The 18,945-nt window shown below is 40.6% G+C and carries 12 protein-coding genes and 1 other RNA gene; 11 read left to right on the top strand and 2 right to left on the bottom strand.

From position 1 onward, the window contains the following. Positions 1-38: 38 nt before the first annotated feature. Positions 39-386, top strand: a transfer-messenger RNA (tmRNA) gene (ssrA, locus tag KV696_RS01755). 170 nt (positions 387-556) lie between these two features. Here the strand turns inward: ssrA and KV696_RS01750 are convergent. Both KV696_RS01750 and KV696_RS01745 read right to left on the bottom strand, forming a co-directional pair. After that, positions 557-904, bottom strand: a complete 348-nt coding sequence (locus KV696_RS01750; RefSeq protein ID WP_219966691.1) for a DUF6568 family protein — start codon at positions 902-904, stop codon at positions 557-559. Between the two features lie 111 nt (positions 905-1,015). Beyond that, on the bottom strand, positions 1,016-2,734 hold the full coding sequence (locus KV696_RS01745; RefSeq protein WP_084947061.1) for a phospho-sugar mutase: 1,719 nt from the start codon (positions 2,732-2,734) through the stop codon (positions 1,016-1,018). Between the two features lie 153 nt (positions 2,735-2,887). Here KV696_RS01745 and KV696_RS01740 point away from each other — a divergent pair, with 153 nt between their 5' ends. The 10 genes from KV696_RS01740 (at position 2,888) to glgA (ending at position 18,945) form a co-directional block, all read left to right on the top strand. After that, entirely contained in the window at positions 2,888-4,789 is a 1,902-nt protein-coding gene (locus tag KV696_RS01740; RefSeq protein WP_219966690.1) for an ABC transporter ATP-binding protein, read from the top strand. 2 nt (positions 4,790-4,791) lie between these two features. After that, entirely contained in the window at positions 4,792-5,655 is an 864-nt protein-coding gene (locus tag KV696_RS01735; protein ID WP_219966689.1) for an Rgg family transcriptional regulator, read from the top strand. A gap of 79 nt (positions 5,656-5,734) precedes the next feature. After that, the gene (locus KV696_RS01730; protein WP_219966688.1) at positions 5,735-6,913 is read left to right on the top strand and encodes an MFS transporter; all 1,179 of its coding nucleotides are present in this window, start codon (positions 5,735-5,737) and stop codon (positions 6,911-6,913) included. 92 nt (positions 6,914-7,005) lie between these two features. Further along, a complete protein-coding gene (ligA, locus tag KV696_RS01725; protein ID WP_219966687.1) occupies positions 7,006-8,964 on the top strand; it encodes an NAD-dependent DNA ligase LigA in 1,959 nt (652 codons plus the stop codon). 116 nt (positions 8,965-9,080) lie between these two features. Beyond that, the gene (gene pulA, locus KV696_RS01720) at positions 9,081-11,360 is read left to right on the top strand and encodes a type I pullulanase (protein WP_219966686.1); all 2,280 of its coding nucleotides are present in this window, start codon (positions 9,081-9,083) and stop codon (positions 11,358-11,360) included. 266 nt (positions 11,361-11,626) lie between these two features. Continuing rightward, positions 11,627-13,051, top strand: a complete 1,425-nt coding sequence (locus KV696_RS01715; protein WP_219966685.1) for an NADP-dependent glyceraldehyde-3-phosphate dehydrogenase — start codon at positions 11,627-11,629, stop codon at positions 13,049-13,051. A 274-nt stretch (positions 13,052-13,325) separates the two neighbouring features. Beyond that, a complete protein-coding gene (gene glgB, locus KV696_RS01710; RefSeq protein ID WP_219966684.1) occupies positions 13,326-15,254 on the top strand; it encodes a 1,4-alpha-glucan branching protein GlgB in 1,929 nt (642 codons plus the stop codon). Further along, positions 15,244-16,386 carry a glucose-1-phosphate adenylyltransferase gene (locus tag KV696_RS01705; RefSeq protein ID WP_219966683.1) on the top strand — a complete coding sequence of 381 codons (1,143 nt, stop codon included), beginning with the start codon at positions 15,244-15,246 and terminating at the stop codon, positions 16,384-16,386. Before glgB ends, KV696_RS01705 begins: the two co-directional genes overlap by 11 nt. Then, positions 16,376-17,515 (top strand): glucose-1-phosphate adenylyltransferase subunit GlgD, encoded by a 1,140-nt coding sequence (gene glgD, locus KV696_RS01700; RefSeq protein WP_219966682.1) that lies wholly within the window; start codon positions 16,376-16,378, stop codon positions 17,513-17,515. The genes KV696_RS01705 and glgD overlap by 11 nt, the downstream gene beginning before the upstream one ends. Further along, a complete protein-coding gene (gene glgA, locus KV696_RS01695) occupies positions 17,512-18,945 on the top strand; it encodes a glycogen synthase GlgA (RefSeq protein WP_219966681.1) in 1,434 nt (477 codons plus the stop codon). The genes glgD and glgA overlap by 4 nt, the downstream gene beginning before the upstream one ends.

Genomic DNA, 18,945 nt, shown 5'->3' with positions numbered 1-18,945 from the left:
TTTGAGTTAGATAAGGTATAATGATTTTATTGTCTTTTGGGGTCGTTACGGATTCGACAGGCATTATGAGACATATTTTGCGACTCGTGTGGCGACGTAAACGCTCAGTTAAATATAACTGCAAAAAATAACACTTCTTACGCTCTAGCTGCCTAAAAACCAGCAGGCGTGACCCGATTTGGATTGCTCGTGTTCAATGACAGGTCTTATTATTAGCGAGATACGATTGAGTCTTGTCTAGCGGCTTGATAAGAGATTGATAGACTCGCAGTTTCTAGGCTTGAGTTATGTGTCGAGGGACTGTTAAACTAATACATAACCTATGGTTGTAGACAAATATGTTGGCAGGTGTTTGGACGTGGGTTCGACTCCCACCGGCTCCATTATTCCTTTGCATTCTTTTGAATTCCTTGGTAAAACGTTGTTAAATCAACGTTTTTTATTTTTGTCTTTGGTATTTCTTTGCGAAAAAAGGATACAACATTTTTGTTGTATCCTAGAAATCTATGTACTTCACAAAGCGTTTTTGTGATTTTAAAACTTGTTAGCTGATTTTTTACAATCCTGCAAAATCTTTAATTTCTTGTGCTGACATTGAAGAGTCGCAACGGACATTGATTTGTCCATCTGCAATGTGAACGAAGCCTGGTACAGTTGGAATTCCATAGCGTGAGCGGAATGCTTGCAACTCATTGAGTTGGCTTGCTTCTTCACTATTGATGAAGTAGATGTGAGCTTTAGTTTCAGCTACGACACCTGCCAATGTACCTGCAAATTTACGGCAGTAAGGGCAAGTTTTACGACCAATAAAGAAGGTTGCAGTTTCTTTATTATCAAGAGCTTCTTGCGCACGCGCAACTGTAGTGACTTCAAGGTCTTTGATGTTATCTAAAAATTGTTCCATGAGATTACCTCGCTTTCATTGATATGTCTAGTATGCCATAAAGTTTCTAAAATTGCTTAGATTTGATACGAAAAAAAGATGAGATTGATTTGTCTCATCTTTAATAGGATTTTATTTTACAAAAGCATTGATTTCTGCTTCAATATTAGCAATCTTAGCTTGTGATTCTTCGTTGGTTTCACCTACAACTGCAATGTAGAACTTGATTTTTGGTTCTGTACCTGAAGGGCGAACAGCAATCCATGAACCGTCAGCAAGTGCGTATTTCAAAACATCACTTGGAGGAGTTGTTAAGTTTGTAACAGTTCCGTCAGCAGCAGTAGCAGTTTGAGCCTTGAAGTCTTCTACGACAGTGATAGCTGTTGTGTTCCATTCTTTTGGAGCATTGTTACGGAATTTAGCCATAATTGCTTTGATTTGTTCAGCACCATCAACACCTGAAAGGGTAACAGAGATTGTCTTTTCTGCGTAGTAGCCGTATTCTTTGTAGATTTCTTCGATACCGTCAGCAAGTGTCAAACCACGAGAACGGTAGTAGGCAGCAAGTTCAGCAACGACAAGAACGGCTTGAATAGCGTCTTTATCACGTACGAAAGGTTTAATCAAGTAACCGAAGCTTTCTTCAAATCCCATCATGTATGTGTGATTGTGTTTTTCTTCGAATTCTTGGATTTTTTCAGCGATAAATTTGAAACCTGTCAAAACGTTGAACATGGTTGCGCCGTAGCTTTCAGCAATCTTCGTTACCAAGTCAGTTGATACGATAGATTTACATAGGGCTGCGTTTTCTGGAAGAGTTCCAGCGTTTTTGTGGGCTTCCAAGATGTATTTAGCCATGATAGCACCGATTTGGTTACCTGAAAGGTTGAGGTAGCTACCATCTTTTTGAAGAACTTCAACACCAACACGGTCAGCATCAGGGTCAGTTGCGACAAGAACGTCTGCACCAACTTGACGACCAAGTTCTTCAGCAAGTGCAAAGGCTGCTTGGCTTTCTGGGTTTGGAGATTTTACAGTTGAGAAGTCTGGGTCAGCAGTTGCTTGCGCTTCAACGACTTGAACTGAGTCAAATCCTGCTTGAGCAAGAGCACGACGAGCCAACATTTCTCCAGTACCATGAAGTGGTGTGTAAACAATCTTCATGTCTTTACCAAATTCTTCAATCAAGGCTGGGTTGATGTTCACATCTTTGACTTCTTTGAGGTATTCTACGTCAACAGCTTCGCCGATAACTTCAATCAAGCCAGAAGCTTTTTCAGCTTCCACATCAGCAACTTCAACTGCAAATGGGTTTTCGATTGCACGGATATAAGTAGTCAAAGCGTCTGCATCGTGTGGAGGCATTTGTCCACCGTCTTCACCGTAAACCTTGTATCCGTTAAATGGCGCAGGGTTGTGGCTGGCTGTGACCATGATACCTGCGAAACAGTTGAGGTGACGAACTGCAAATGATAGTTCTGGAGTTGGACGTAGGCTTTCAAATACGTAAGATTTGATGCCGTGTTTAGCAAGAACTGCCGCAGATTCAAAGGCAAACTCTGGTGAGAAGTGACGGCTATCGTAGGCGATTGCGACACCACGTTCTTTTTCGTTTCCACCTTTTGACTCAATCAAACGAGCCAATCCTTCAGTAGCTTGGCGAACAACGTAGATGTTGATGCGGTTTGTACCAGCACCAATCAAGCCACGCATACCTGCAGTACCAAATTCAAGATTTGTATAGAAGGCATCTTCCTTTGTTTTTTCATCCATATTTTCCAAATCTTGACGAAGGTAGTCAGGAAGCTCCGCAAAATCAACCCATTTCTGGTAATTTTCTTGGTAAGACATTAAAATTCTCCTTTTTGTAAATTGTTTTAACCGTTCACATTATAGCACTTTTTAACATTTTAGTAAAACGGTAGCATAATTTTCAGAAAAGTAGTGACATATGCCTGTTTATCAAGTCTTGAATGCCTTAGGGAAACATGCTATACTACTTGTATGATTATTTTACAAGCTAATAAAATTGAACGTTCTTTTGCAGGAGAGGTTCTTTTTGATAATATCAACCTGCAGGTTGATGAACGAGACAGGATTGCCCTTGTTGGGAAAAATGGAGCAGGTAAGTCTACTCTTTTGAAGATTTTAGTTGGAGAAGAGGAGCCAACTAGTGGAGAAATCAATAAGAAAAAAGATATTTCTCTGTCTTACCTAGCCCAAGATAGCCGTTTTGAATCTGAAAACACTATCTACGATGAGATGCTTCATGTCTTTGATGACCTGCGTCGGACTGAGAAACAACTGCGTAAGATGGAGTTGGAGATGGGTGAAAAGTCTGGTGAGGACTTGAATAAGCTGATGTCAGATTATGACCGCTTATCTGAGAATTTTCGCCAAGCAGGTGGTTTCACTTATGAAGCTGATATTCGAGCGATTTTGAATGGATTCAAGTTTGACGAATCTATGTGGCAGATGAAAATTGCCGAGCTTTCGGGTGGTCAGAATACTCGTTTGGCTCTAGCTAAAATGCTCCTTGAAAAGCCCAATCTCTTGGTCTTGGACGAGCCAACCAACCACTTGGATATTGAAACTATTGCTTGGCTAGAGAATTACTTGATAAATTATAGCGGTGCTCTCATTATTGTCAGCCATGACCGTTATTTCTTAGACAAGGTTGCGACAATTACGCTAGATTTGACCAAGCATTCCTTGGATCGTTATGTGGGCAATTACTCTCGTTTTGTCGAGTTGAAGGAGCAAAAGCTAGCCACTGAGGCAAAAAACTATGAAAAGCAGCAGAAGGAGATCGCTGCTCTGGAAGACTTTGTCAACCGCAATCTAGTCCGAGCTTCGACGACCAAACGTGCCCAATCCCGTCGTAAACAACTAGAAAAAATGGAGCGTTTGGACAAGCCGGAAGCTGGCAAGAAATCAGCTAATATGACCTTCCAGTCTGAAAAAACGTCTGGTAATGTTGTATTAACTGTTGAAAATGCAGCTATTGGCTATGATGGGGAAGTCCTGTCACAACCGATTAACCTAGACCTTCGTAAGATGAATGCTGTTGCCATCGTTGGTCCCAATGGTATTGGCAAGTCAACCTTTATCAAATCTATCGTGGATCAGATTCCGTTTATCAAGGGTGAAAAACGCTTTGGCGCTAATGTTGAGGTTGGTTACTATGATCAGACTCAAAGCAAGCTGACACCAAGTAATACTGTACTGGATGAACTTTGGAATGATTTCAAATTGACACCGGAAGTTGAAATTCGTAACCGTCTAGGTGCCTTCCTTTTCTCAGGAGATGATGTTAAAAAATCAGTTGGTATGCTATCTGGTGGCGAAAAAGCTCGTTTGCTTTTAGCTAAATTGTCTATGGAAAACAACAACTTTTTGATTCTGGATGAGCCGACCAACCACTTGGATATTGATAGCAAGGAAGTGTTGGAAAATGCCTTGATTGACTTTGACGGGACCTTGCTCTTTGTCAGCCATGACCGTTACTTTATCAATCGTGTAGCAACTCATGTACTGGAATTGTCTGAGAATAGATCAACTCTCTATCTTGGAGATTACGATTACTATGTTGAGAAGAAATCAGAAGTAGAAATGATTCAAACTGAGGAAGCTTCAACCAGCAATCAAGCAAAAGAAGCAAGCCCAGTTAATGACTATCAAGCTCAGAAAGAAAGTCAAAAAGAAGTTCGCAAGCTCATGCGACAAATCGAAAGTCTAGAAGCTGAAATTGAAGAGTTAGAAAGTCAAAGCCAAGCCATTTCTGAACAAATGTTGGAAACCAACGATGCAGGTAAACTCATGGAATTGCAGGTTGAGCTGGACAAAATCAGCCATCGTCAGGAAGAAGCTATGCTTGAGTGGGAAGAATTATCAGAGCAGGTGTAAAGATGGAACATCTTGGAAAAGTATTTCGTGAATTTCGGACAAGTGGAAATTATTCTTTAAAGGAGGCGGCAGGGGAATCCTGTTCAACCTCTCAGTTATCTCGCTTTGAGCTTGGGGAGTCTGATCTAGCAGTTTCACGTTTCTTTGAGATTTTGGATAATATTCATGTGACCATTGAAAATTTCATGGACAAGGCTAGGAATTTTCACAATCATGAACATGTTGCTATGATGGCACAGATTATCCCGCTTTACTATTCAAATGATATTGCAGGTTTTCAAAAGCTTCAAGAAGAACAACTTGAAAAGGCTAAGAGTTCGACAAATCCCCTTTATTTTGAGCTGAACTGGATTTTGCTACAGGGTCTGATTTGTCAAAGAGATGCGACTTATGATATGAAGCAGGATGATTTGGATAAGGTAGCAGATTATCTCTTCAAAACAGAAGAATGGACCATGTATGAGTTGATTCTTTTCGGGAACCTCTATAGTTTCTACGATGTGGACTATGTCACTCGGATTGGTAGAGAAGTTATGGAGAGGGAGGAATTTTACCAAGAGATTGGTCGCCATAAGAGATTAGTGTTGATTTTGGCTCTTAACTGTTATCAGCATTGTTTAGAGCATCTTTCTTTTGATAACGCTAGCTATTTTGAGGCTTATACAGAGAAGATTATTGGTAAAGGTATTAAGCTTTATGAGCGTAATATTTTCCATTATTTAAAAGGTTTTGCCTTATATCAAAAAGGAAAGTGTAAAGAAGGTTGTAAGCAGATGCAAGAGGCCATGCATATTTTTGACGTGCTAGGTCTCCCAGAGCAAGTAGCCTACTATCAGGAACACTACGAAAAATTTATCAAAAATTAATTTTCCCAAATAAGGGAAAAAGAAAAAAGCTCCTTTCGGTTTTGATACAATAGTTTCAAAATTTGAGAGGAGTTTTTATATGAATCGCTATGCAGTACAGTTGATTAGTCGTGGAGCTGTTAACAAGATAGGGAATATGCTCTATGATTATGGAAATAGTGTCTGGTTGGCTTCCATGGGGACTATCGGGCAGACTGTTTTAGGAATGTATCAGATTTCTGAACTCGTCACATCTATTCTCGTAAATCCCTTTGGCGGAGTCATTTCAGACCGATTTTCTCGTCGTAAGATTTTAATGGAGACAGACCTTGTTTGTGGGATTCTTTGTCTGGCTATTTCTTTCATAAGGAATGATAGCTGGATGATTGGGGCTTTGATTTTTGCCAACATTGTTCAGGCTATTGCCTTTGCCTTTTCTAGACCAGCAAATAAGGCTATTATCACAGAATTGGTAGAGAAGGATGAACTGGTCCTCTACAATTCTCGTTTGGAATTGGTGATGCAGGTTGTCAGTGTGAGTTCCCCTGTGCTTTCTTTTCTGGTCTTACAATTTGCAAGTCTTCGCATTACTTTGGTATTAGATGCCCTTAGTTTTTTCCTCGCTTTTGGTTTGGTAGCCTTGCTTCCCAAAAAAGAAGAGAAAACTTTGGGTGAGAAGAAACTTACATTCAACGTTATTTTTTCTGATATCAAGGAGGGAGTTCGCTATATTGTGAAGCAAAAGGAGATCTTCTTTTTGTTAGTCATGGCATCAAGTGTCAATTTTTTCTTTGCAGCTTTTAATTACCTCCTCCCCTTTTCAAATCAGCTCTATGGAGTTCAAGGTGCCTATGCCACTATTTTAACTATGGGGGCTATCGGTTCTATTGTTGGGGCGCTGCTAGCTAGTAAGATTAAAGCCAGTATGGAAATGCTTCTGTTTTTATTGGCTCTGACTGGACTTGGGGTGATGATAATGGGATTTACCCTCCCATCCTATCTGACTTTTTCAGGGAATTTCATTTGTGAATTATTTATGACGATGTTCAATATTCACTTTTTTACTCAGGTACAAACCAAGGTTGAAGGTGAATATCTTGGTAGAGTTCTCAGTTCGATTTATACCTTAGCTATACTATTTATGCCTATTGCAACAGGTTTAATGACATTTCTTCCAAGTGTTCATCTTTATTCTTTCTTGATTATTGGACTAGGAGTTGTCATCTTATCCTTCTTAGCTCTAGGCTATGTACGAACTCGTTTTGAAAAAGCGACATAAGTTTGCTTGGACTTCAAAAATAATTCCAATCTAAGTGTTTTTTCCGCCCTTCTCGTTTGTGAGGAGGGCTTACTTTATGGTAAAATGGTTTTATGAATAAAAGAATGAATGAGTTAGTCGCCTTGCTCAATCGCTATGCGACTGAGTACTATACCAGCGATAATCCGTCGGTTTCAGACAGTGAGTATGATCGACTTTACAGAGAATTGGTTGAGTTAGAAACTGCCTATCCAGATCAAGTGTTAGCAGACAGTCCGACCCATCGTGTTGGTGGCAAGGTTTTAGATGGTTTTGAAAAATACAGTCATCAGTATCCTCTTTACAGTTTGCAGGATGCTTTTTCACGTGAGGAGCTTGAAGCTTTTGATGCGCGTGTTCGTAAGGAAGTGGCTCATCCAACCTATATTTGTGAGCTGAAAATCGATGGCTTATCTATCTCGCTTACTTATGAAAAGGGGATTTTAGTTGCTGGGGCAACACGTGGAGATGGTTCAATTGGTGAAAATATCACAGAAAACCTTAAGCGTGTTAAGGACATTCCGTTAACTTTGCCAGAAGAACTAGATATCACAGTTCGTGGGGAATGTTATATGCCACGCGCTTCTTTTGACCAGGTTAACCAAGCTCGTCAAGAAAATGGAGAGCCTGAATTTGCCAATCCTCGTAATGCGGCAGCAGGCACACTACGTCAGCTGGATACAGCAGTAGTTGCCAAGCGCAATCTTGCGACTTTTCTCTATCAAGAAGCCAGTCCTTCAACTCGTGATAGCCAAGAAAAGGTTTTGAATCACCTTGAACAACTTGGTTTTGTGGTTAATCCTAAGCGAATTCTGGCTGAAAGCATGGATGAGATTTGGAAATTTATCCAAGAAGTAGGACAGGAACGAGACAATCTGCCCTATGATATCGATGGGGTGGTGATCAAGGTCAATGATCTAGCAGGCCAAGAAGAGCTTGGCTTTACCGTTAAGGCTCCCAAGTGGGCAGTAGCCTACAAGTTTCCTGCTGAGGAAAAAGAAGCCCAACTCTTATCAGTTGACTGGACAGTTGGACGTACGGGTGTTGTGACTCCAACTGCCAATCTGACTCCTGTTCAGCTTGCTGGGACAACTGTTAGCCGTGCGACCCTTCACAACGTGGATTATATTGCTGAAAAAGATATCCGCAAGGACGATACGGTTATCGTCTATAAGGCTGGAGATATTATCCCTGCTGTCTTGCGTGTGGTAGAATCTAAACGGGTTTCTGAAGAGAAACTAGATATTCCTACAAACTGCCCAAGTTGTGAGTCTGACTTGTTGCACTTTGAAGATGAAGTGGCTCTCCGTTGTATCAATCCGCGTTGTCCTGCTCAAATCATGGAAGGTTTGATTCACTTTGCCTCTCGTGATGCCATGAATATTACAGGTCTTGGTCCATCAGTAGTCGAAAAACTCTTTGCTGCTAATCTGGTTAAGGATGTGGCGGATATTTACCGTTTGCGAGAAGAAGATTTCCTTCTTTTAGAGGGTGTTAAGGAAAAGTCTGCTGCTAAACTTTATCAGGCCATCCAAGCTTCCAAGGAAAATTCTGCTGAAAAGCTCTTATTCGGTTTGGGAATTCGCCATGTCGGCAGTAAGGCCAGTCAGCTGTTACTTCAATATTTCCACTCGATTGAAAATCTGGCTCAGGCAGATCCAGAGGAAGTAGCTAGTATTGAAAGTCTGGGTGGCGTGATTGCCAAAAGTCTTCAGACTTATTTTGCGACAGAGGGCTCTGAAATTCTCCTTAAAGAATTGAAAGAAGCTGGGGTCAATCTGGACTATAAAGGTCAGACTGTAGTAGCGGATGCAGCCTTGTCAGGTTTAACTGTTGTATTGACAGGAAAATTGGAACGTCTCAAGCGCTCAGAAGCTAAAAGTAAACTCGAAAGTCTGGGTGCCAAGGTAACAGGCAGTGTTTCTAAAAAGACCGACCTCGTCGTGGCAGGTGCAGACGCTGGAAGTAAACTTCAAAAAGCACAAGAACTCGGTATTGAAGTTCGAGATGAAGCTTGGCTAGAAAGTTTGTAATGATAGTTTAAAACCAGAGTTTAGACAGTATAACTAGTTTGTTAATCGGGACAAAATGGTCAAGTATTTATTAGTGAAATAGAAATAAATTAAAAAGTAAAAAGGAAAAATAAACAATGTATAACTACCCTATGCGCATTCATTACCACCGCAAGAATGGAGAATATGACACTTGCTCTTTTGTAAAAAGTCAGGACCAGCGAATTGATTTGCTAACCTACAAAGAAGATTATTTTGGTGCCTTATTTAGTTTTGAACACCCAAGCGTTCATCCCTTAGAAAGCTTGAATTTTGTGGTTCATACCGGCCAAACCAGTAAAGAATATGCTATCCGTTTTAATCACTATCCCCTCTTAACAGAGGTCTGGATTTTGGAAGGTGATGATAGAATTTATTATTCTGAAAATCCTGCTATTGCCAGTCCTTTCTATAAAAATCAAAATCCTTTTGCCTTTGACAAGGCTATCAATAGTGCTAGTTTTGATCACCATTGGGGCTACCAAGGTGAATTGGGTTGCCGTGTAGAGGACAATCAGGCTCATTTTGCTCTCTGGGCTCCTACAGCGACAGAAGTGCAGGTTGTCGTTTATGAATCAGCTGCTAATGATGCTCCTGTTTGGAAGACCTTTGAGATGGAGAGAGGCAATAGCTACTCCTATAATCATAAGGACAATACAATCGGTGTCTGGAGTTTGGATGTTGAGGAAGATTTGACTGGTAAAACTTATCAGTATCAAGTCCAATTCCCTCACCACCAAACACTGACACGCGATCCTTATACCATCGCAACCAGTCCTGATGGCAAACGTTCAGCTATCCTGAGCCATGAAGAAAAGCAAGTTGCAAACTTCGAGGTTAAGCATGGTTCTGAGGCTACTTGGCGCTTGGCAAATCCATGTAAGGCAGTTATCTGTGAAATGCACATTCGTGATTTGACCAAATCACCGACCTCAGGTGTGGATGAACATCTTAGAGGAACTTTCTTAGGTGCTGCTCAGACTGGAACAGTTAACCAGTACGGCCAGTCAACTGCTTTTGATTACATCAAGAAGATAGGCTACAATTATGTTCAATTGCAACCAATTGCAGACCGTCATAAAGAATACGATGAGGATGGTAATGTAACCTACAACTGGGGTTATGACCCACAAAACTATAACGCACCAGAAACGAGCCTTTCAACTAATCCAGATGATCCAGCTCAGGTTATTCGTGATTTGAAGACCATGGTTCAAGCTTACCACGATGCGGGTATTGGTGTTATTATGGATGTGGTCTATAACCATACCTTCTCAGTTGTTGATGCACCTTTCCAAACAACTGTCCCTGATTACTATTATCGTATGAATCCAGACGGTACCTTCCAGAATGGAACGGGTGTTGGAAATGAAACAGCCAGTGAACACGAAATGTTCCGCAAGTATATGATTGATTCTCTTCTATACTGGGTGCAGGAATACAACATTGACGGTTTCCGTTTTGACTTGATGGGGATTCATGATGTCAAGACCATGCAGATGATTCGTCAGAGTTTGGATGAAATTGACCCTAACATTATCCTTTATGGAGAAGGTTGGGACATGGGAACAGGTCTTGCCCCTTATGATAAGGCTAAGAAAGACAACGCCTACGAAATGCCAAATATTGGTTTCTTTAATGACAATCAGCGTGATGCTGTCAAAGGTGGAGAAGTTTACGGTGCAATTAAATCAGGTTTTGTCAGCGGTGCTGCGACAGAGCCAATTCTTGCCAAAGCAATCCTAGGCAGTCGTGAATTAGGAACCTATACACATCCAAATCAAGTACTTAACTATGTGGAAGCCCATGACAATTACAATCTCCACGATTTATTGGCAACTCTTCATCCAGACCAAAGTTCAGAACAAATCATGCGTAAAGTCGAAACTGCCACAGCCATGAATCTACTCATGCAAGGGATGTCCTTTATGGAAATCGGTCAAGAATTTGGTCGTACCAAACTGGTTGTGACAGGTGAGAATGGTGAGTTGACTCATGATGATAGAGAGCGTGCTATGAATAGCTATAATGCTCCAGACAGTGTGAACCAAGTGAACTGGGACTTGATTAATGAGCGTCAAGATAGTATTGAGTTTATCCGTCAGATGATTCGATTGAAGACAGGAACCGGTGCCTTTTCTTACCCTACTTATGATGAAATTTACCATCATGTTTTTGTTCATTCAGCAAATGAACATAGTGGTTTGATTGTTTATGAGATTCAAGGTGAAGACCATTTACTGGTTGTATTTAATGCTAAAGGGCAAGACTTCCAGTTTGAAAATGCTGGAAATTTAGAACTATTGGTGACCAATAGCCATTTAAGTGATAAAGACATGGTTGGTGGCGTCAGTGCCAGCGTCTTTAAAGTCTTGTAGAAAAAATCAAAAGTTATCAAGTATGTCGTATAATTTCTAGGATATCTTGATACTAGAAATCACAAAAGTCAATGAAAAATAACATAGCAAGAAAAAGGTTTAGTTCATCTAAGCCTTTTCTTTTTGTACTGACTGCTTAACAAAAGAGTTCAAATAGTTTGAAAAGTCAAGCTTGTGAAAATAATCTCAAAAATATTGCAAAAAGGGTTGTAATTTTCTGAAAATTTGGTAAAATATATCTTAATCATTTTCAGGAGGACGAGAATTTGACAAGATATCAGAATTTAGTAAATGGAGAATGGAAATCATCTGAAAAAGAAATTAAGATTTATTCACCAATCAATCAAGAAGAATTAGGGACAGTACCCGCTATGAGCCAAGCAGAAGTAGATGAGGCTATGAAAGCTGCGCGTGCAGCCCTGCCAGCATGGCGAGCTTTATCAGCAGTTGAACGTGCGGCTTATTTGCATAAGACAGCAGCTATTTTAGAACGCGATAAGGAAGAAATTGGTACTATCCTTGCCAAAGAAGTAGCAAAAGGGATTAAAGCAGCAATTGGAGAAGTCGTGCGTACCGCAGACTTGATCCGCTATGCTGCAGAGGAAGGGTTACGGATCACTGGACAAGCGATGGAAGGTGGCGGTTTTGAAGCAGCAAGTAAAAACAAACTGGCTGTTGTTCGTCGTGAGCCGGTTGGAGTCGTGCTAGCTATTGCTCCTTTTAACTATCCAGTCAACCTTTCTGGATCTAAGATTGCTCCGGCCTTGATTGCAGGGAATGTGGTTATGTTTAAGCCACCAACACAAGGTTCTATTTCTGGTCTCTTGTTGGCTAAAGCATTTGAAGAAGCAGGGATTCCAGCAGGTGTTTTCAATACCATTACGGGGCGTGGTTCAGAAATTGGGGATTATATCATTGAGCACAAAGAAGTCAACTTCATCAACTTTACAGGATCAACCCCTATCGGAGAACGTATTGGTCGTTTAGCTGGTATGCGTCCTATCATGCTGGAGCTTGGTGGGAAAGATGCAGCTCTTGTACTAGAAGATGCAGATTTGGAACATGCTGCCAAGCAAATTGTTGCGGGTGCCTTTAGCTACTCAGGGCAACGTTGCACGGCCATTAAACGTGTTATTGTTCTCGAAAGTGTTGCAGATACATTAGTTACTTTGCTTCAAGCAGAGGTTGCTAAATTAACAGTTGGTGACCCATTTGACAATGCTGATATTACACCTGTTATTGACAATGCTTCAGCCGACTTTATTTGGGGCTTGATTGAGGATGCACAAGAAAAAGGGGCTCAGGCTCTTACACCAATCAAACGTGAGGGCAATCTTCTCTGGCCAGTGCTTTTTGACCAAGTGACAAAAGATATGAAAGTAGCATGGGAAGAGCCATTTGGCCCTGTTTTACCAATTATTCGTGTGGCTAATGTAGAAGAAGCAATTGCCTTTGCCAACGAATCTGAATTCGGTCTTCAATCCTCAGTCTTTACAAATGATTTCAAAAAGGCCTTTGAAATTGCTGAAAAACTTGAAGTGGGTACAGTTCATATTAATAATAAAACCCAACGTGGTCCAGATAATTTCCCATTCCTTGGTGTCAAAGGTTCTGGAGCTGGAGTGCAAGGAATTAAATATAGCATTGAAGCGATGACAAATGTCAAATCCATTGTTTTTGATGTGAAATAAAATGTAAAATCAGGAAATTGTTTTCCTGATTTTATTTTTTACTTTAAAACAACAATTTTATTAGTAAAATGACGAACTTTATGATAGTATTGTAAAAAAACAATTCGTTTTCATAATCTGTTTGAAAATTTCTTGATTTACAAGTGAACACATCAGTGAATTTGTTGAAGACTTTCAAAAGATTTTTTTGCAAATTCCGTAATTTACTTGAATCTTCCCTAAAAAGGTAGTATAATAAATCTATAGAAAACGCTTACAGAAAAGAGGAGGTATTATGGATAAAAGAGAAGCTTTGCGCACCTTTATGACAGGAGAAAATTTTCACCTTCAGCATTATCTAGGAGCACATAGGGAAGAACTAAATGGAGAATACGGTTATACATTTCGTGTGTGGGCTCCCAATGCTCAGACTGTCCACTTGGTGGGAGATTTCACGAATTGGGTAGAAAATCAAATTCCGATGGAACGAAATGAATTTGGAGTCTGGGAAGTCTTCACTACTCTTGCTCAAGAAGGCCAAATTTATAAGTATCATATCACGCGTGCAAATGGTCATCAGCTGATGAAGATTGACCCTTTGGCTGTACGATATGAGGCACGTCCGGGTACTGGAGCTATTTTAACAGTGATTCCAGAAAAGAAATGGAAGGATGGGCTTTGGTTAGCTCGTAGAAAACGTTGGACTTTCTTTGAACGTCCTGTCAATATCTACGAAGTTCATGCTGGATCGTGGAAGAGAAATCCAGATGGAAGTCCTTATAGTTTTGCTCAATTGAAAGATGAACTCATTCCTTACCTAGTTGAGATGAACTATACTCACATTGAGTTTATGCCCTTGATGTCTCACCCTCTCGGTTTGAGTTGGGGTTACCAGCTTATGGGTTACTTCGCTTTAGAGCATGCCTATGGTCGTCCTGAAGAGTTTCAAGATTTTGTTGAGGAATGTCACTTAAACAATATTGGGGTTATTGTAGACTGGGTACCTGGTCATTTCACCATTAATGATGATGCCTTGGCCTATTATGATGGAACACCGACTTTTGAATACCAAGACCATAATAAGGCTCATAACTACGGTTGGGGAGCACTCAATTTCGACCTTGGGAAGAATGAAGTCCAGTCTTTCTTGATTTCTAGTATTAAGTTTTGGATTGACTTTTATCATTTGGACGGTATTCGCGTGGATGCGGTTAGCAATATGCTCTATTTAGACTACGATGATGCTCCATGGACACCTAATAAAGATGGTGGCAATCTCAACTATGAGGGTTACTATTTCCTTCAACGCTTGAATGATGTCATTAAACTAGCACATCCAGATGTGATGATGATCGCAGAAGAAAGTTCGTCAGCAACCAAGATTACGGGAATGAAAGAGCTTGGTGGTCTAGGATTTGACTACAAGTGGAATATGGGCTGGATGAATGATATCCTCCGATTCTACGAAGAAGACCCTATTTACCGTAAGTATGACTTTAATTTGGTGACTTTCAGCTTTATGTATGTTTTCAATGAAAACTATCTCCTACCATTCTCGCACGATGAAGTGGTTCACGGTAAGAAGAGTATGATGCACAAGATGTGGGGAGATCGTTATAATCAATTCGCAGGTTTACGCAATCTCTACACTTACCAAATTTGTCACCCTGGTAAGAAATTGCTCTTCATGGGTAGTGAATACGGCCAATTCCTAGAATGGAGATCTGAAGAGCAGTTGGAATGGTCTAATCTAGAAGATCCAATGAATGCTAAGATGAAGTATTTCACTTCTCAGCTAAACCAGTTTTACAAAGATCATCGCTGTCTGTGGGAAGTCGATACCAGCTATGATGGTATTGAAATCATTGATGCGGATAATCGAGACCAGAGTGTTCTTTCCTTCATCCGTAAGGGTAAGAAGGGCGACATGCTAGTCTGCGTCTTTAATATGGCACCTGTTGAACGCAGAGATTTTACAATCGGACTACCCGTTGCAGGAATTTACGAAGAAGTATGGAATACTGAGTTAGAAGAGTGGGGAGGCGTTTGGAAAGAACATAATCAAACTGTTCAAACGCAAGAAGGACTATGGAAAGATTATGAGCAGACCTTAACCTTTACCCTACCGGCTATGGGAGCAAGTGTTTGGAAAATCAAACGTCGCTTGAAATCTGCAAAAACCGTCACAAGTAAAAACCAAAAAGGAGTAGAAAATGAAGAATGAAATGTTAGCTTTGATTCTTGCTGGTGGGCAAGGAACTCGTCTCGGTAAACTCACTCAAAGCATCGCAAAACCAGCTGTGCAATTTGGTGGGCGCTACCGTATCATTGACTTTGCTCTTTCAAACTGTGCCAACTCAGGGATTCACAATGTTGGAGTCATTACACAGTACCAACCTCTTGCTCTCAATAACCATATTGGGAATGGTTCAAGCTGGGGACTAGACGGTATCAATTCTGGTGTCTCTATTCTTCAACCTTATTCTGCAAGTGAAGGAAATCGTTGGTTCGAAGGGACTAGTCATGCTATTTACCAAAATATCGACTATATCGACAGTGTCAATCCTGAGTATGTCTTGATTCTGTCTGGGGACCACATCTACAAAATGGACTATGATGATATGCTCCAGTCTCACAAGGATAATAATGCTAGTTTGACAGTAGCAGTTCTTGATGTTCCTCTGAAAGAAGCTAGCCGTTTTGGTATTATGAACACAGATGCCAATAACCGCATTGTTGAATTTGAAGAAAAGCCAGCTCAACCTAAATCTACCAAAGCTTCTATGGGAATTTACATCTTTGATTGGCAACGTCTGCGCAATATGCTCGTTGCTGCTGAAAAGAGCAATGTCGATATGTCAGACTTTGGTAAAAATGTCATTCCAAATTACCTTGAGTCAGGTGAAAGTGTCTATGCCTATGAATTTAAAGGTTACTGGAAAGATGTTGGTACCATTGAGTCGCTTTGGGAAGCGAACATGGAGTACATTTCTCCAGAGAATGCCTTGGACAGCCGTAACCGTCAATGGAAGATTTACTCAAGAAACTTAATTTCACCACCAAACTTCCTTGGGGCAAATGCTCATGTGGAAGATTCCTTGGTTGTAGACGGATGTTTCGTTGATGGAACTGTTAAACATTCTATCCTTTCAACAGGGGCGCAAGTTCGCGAAGGGGCAGAAGTTGTTGATTCAGTTATCATGAGTGGAGCTATCATTGGTCAAGGAGCTAAGATTAAACGTGCCATTATTGGTGAAGGTGCGATTATTTCTGACGGTGTCGAAATTGATGGAACAGAAGAAGCACAAGTTGTAGGATATGATGAAGTAGTGGGGGTAGCAACAGATGAAGATTGATAAATATTCTGCCATTTTAGGAAATACAGTTGGTTTTCATGATATGTCAACACTGACAGACCACCGTCCAGTAGCTAGTTTACCATTTGGTGGGAAATATCGCTTGATTGACTTCCCGCTTTCAAGCCTTGCTAATGCAGGTGTTCGTAGTGTCTTTGGTATTTTCCAGCAGGATAATATCAGCTCAGTCTTTGACCATATTCGTTCAGGACGTGAGTGGGGCTTATCAACCCTTCTTAGCCATTACTATCTAGGAATTTACAATACCCGTGTAGAAAGTAGCACAGTTGGAAAAGAATACTACCAACAGCTGCTCACCTATTTAAAACGCTCTGGGTCAAACCAAACAGTTGCCCTCAACTGTGATGTTCTGATTAACATCGATTTGAACCAAGTTTTCCATCTACATAGTACAACAAAAGGGCCTATCACTGTGGTTTATAAAAAACTCCCTAAGAAAGATATTTCAGAAGTCAATGCACTCTTGGAAGTGGATGAAACAGACCATGTTCGTTCTCATAAACTCTTTGATAGCAAATCAACAGATGAAATTTACAATATGTCCACAGATATCTTTGTCGTTGATACACCTTGGTTGATTGAACGCTTGGAAGAAGAAGCTAAAAAAGAACATCCAGAGAAGTTGCGCTATGTTTTACGGGATTTGGCTGCAAAAGAAGGGGCTTTTGCCTACGAGTACACAGGTTATCTGGCAAATATTCATTCTGTAGAGTCTTATTATCAAGCTAACAAAGATATGCTTGAATCGCAAAAGTTTTATTCTCTCTTCTCACCAAATCAAAAAATTTATACAAAGGTCAAAAACGAAGAGCCAACTTACTATGCCAATACATCTAAGGTAAGTACTTCTCAGTTTGCGTCTGGTAGTATCATTGAAGGTCAAGTGGCTAATTCTGTTCTATCACGTAATATTCATGTCCATAAGGATAGCTTGGTTAAAGATAGCCTGCTCTTCCCTCGTGTTGTTATTGGAGAAGGAGCTCAGGTAGAATATGCTATCTTGGACAAGGGTGTTGAAGTTGAGCCTGGTGTTGTGATTCGAGGAACTGCAGAACATCCAGTTGTCGTTAAGAAAGGTAGCAAAGTAACAGAGGATATTCATTCATGAAAATTTTATTTGTAGCAGCAGAAGGTGCACCCTTTTCAAAAACAGGTGGTTTGGGAGACGTCATTGGCGCTCTTCCCAAATCACTGGTAAAAGCTGGGCACGAAGTTGCAGTGATTTTACCCTACTATGACATGGTAGAGGCTAAATTTGGAAATCAGATTGAAGATGTTCTTCATTTTGAGGTGAGTGTTGGTTGGCGCAGACAGTATTGTGGAATTAAGAAAACAGTCTTAAACGGTGTGACCTTCTACTTTATTGACAATCAATATTATTTTTTCCGTGGTCATGTTTACGGTGATTTTGATGACGGAGAACGCTTTGCCTTTTTCCAACTTGCTGCCATTGAGGCTATGGAAAGGATTGACTTTATTCCTGACCTTCTCCATGTTCATGACTACCATACAGCTATGATTCCTTTCTTGTTAAAGGAAAAATACCGTTGGATTCAAGCCTATCAAGGAATAAAAACTGTTTTAACCATTCATAATTTGGAATTCCAAGGACAATTTTCAGAAGGAATGTTATGGGATTTGTTTGGAGTCGGCTTTGAACGTTATGCTGATGGCACCCTTCGATGGAACAACTGTCTGAACTGGATGAAGGCTGGTATTCTTTATGCTGACCGTGTTTCAACCGTTTCACCTAGCTATGCTCATGAAATTATGACCAGTCAGTTCGGATGTAACTTGGATCAAATTCTTCGAATGGAGTCTGGCAAGGTGTCTGGTATCGTGAATGGGATTGATGCTGACCTGTATAATCCTCATACGGATGCTCTTTTAGACTATCATTTCAATCAGGAAGATTTGTCTGGAAAAGCCAAAAATAAGGCAAAATTGCAAGAGAGAGTAGGCTTGCCAGTTAGAGCCGACGTTCCACTGGTGGGAATTGTTTCTCGTTTGACACGTCAAAAAGGTTTTGATGTGGTGGTTGAAAGTCTTCACCATATCTTGCAAAATGATGTTCAGATTGTTCTTTTGGGAACTGGCGATCCAGCATTTGAAGGAGCTTTCTCATGGTTTGCTCAAATCTACCCAGATAAGCTATCAGCAAATATCACTTTTGATGTCAAACTAGCTCAAGAAATCTACGCTGCTTGTGACCTCTTCCTCATGCCGAGTCGTTTCGAACCGTGTGGCTTGTCTCAAATGATGGCTATGCGTTACGGAACCTTGCCATTGGTCCATGAAGTTGGTGGCTTGCGAGATACAGTTCGTGCTTTCAATCCAATTGAAGGAAGTGGTACTGGCTTTAGCTTTGACAATCTATCTCCTTATTGGTTAAATTGGACTTTCCAAACAGCATTGGACTTGTATAGAAACCATCCTGATGTTTGGAGAAATCTACAAAAACAAGCTATGGAGTGTGATTTCTCATGGGATACAGCTTGCAAGTCATACCTTGACTTGTACCATAGTTTAGTTAATTAA

Origin of the sequence: Streptococcus humanilactis (assembly GCF_019448275.1) — a bacterium.
Taxonomy (GTDB): Bacteria; Bacillota; Bacilli; order Lactobacillales; family Streptococcaceae; genus Streptococcus; species Streptococcus humanilactis.
The sequence above is the reverse complement of the archived record's forward strand: the minus strand, read 5'-3'. Positions and strand labels throughout refer to the sequence as shown.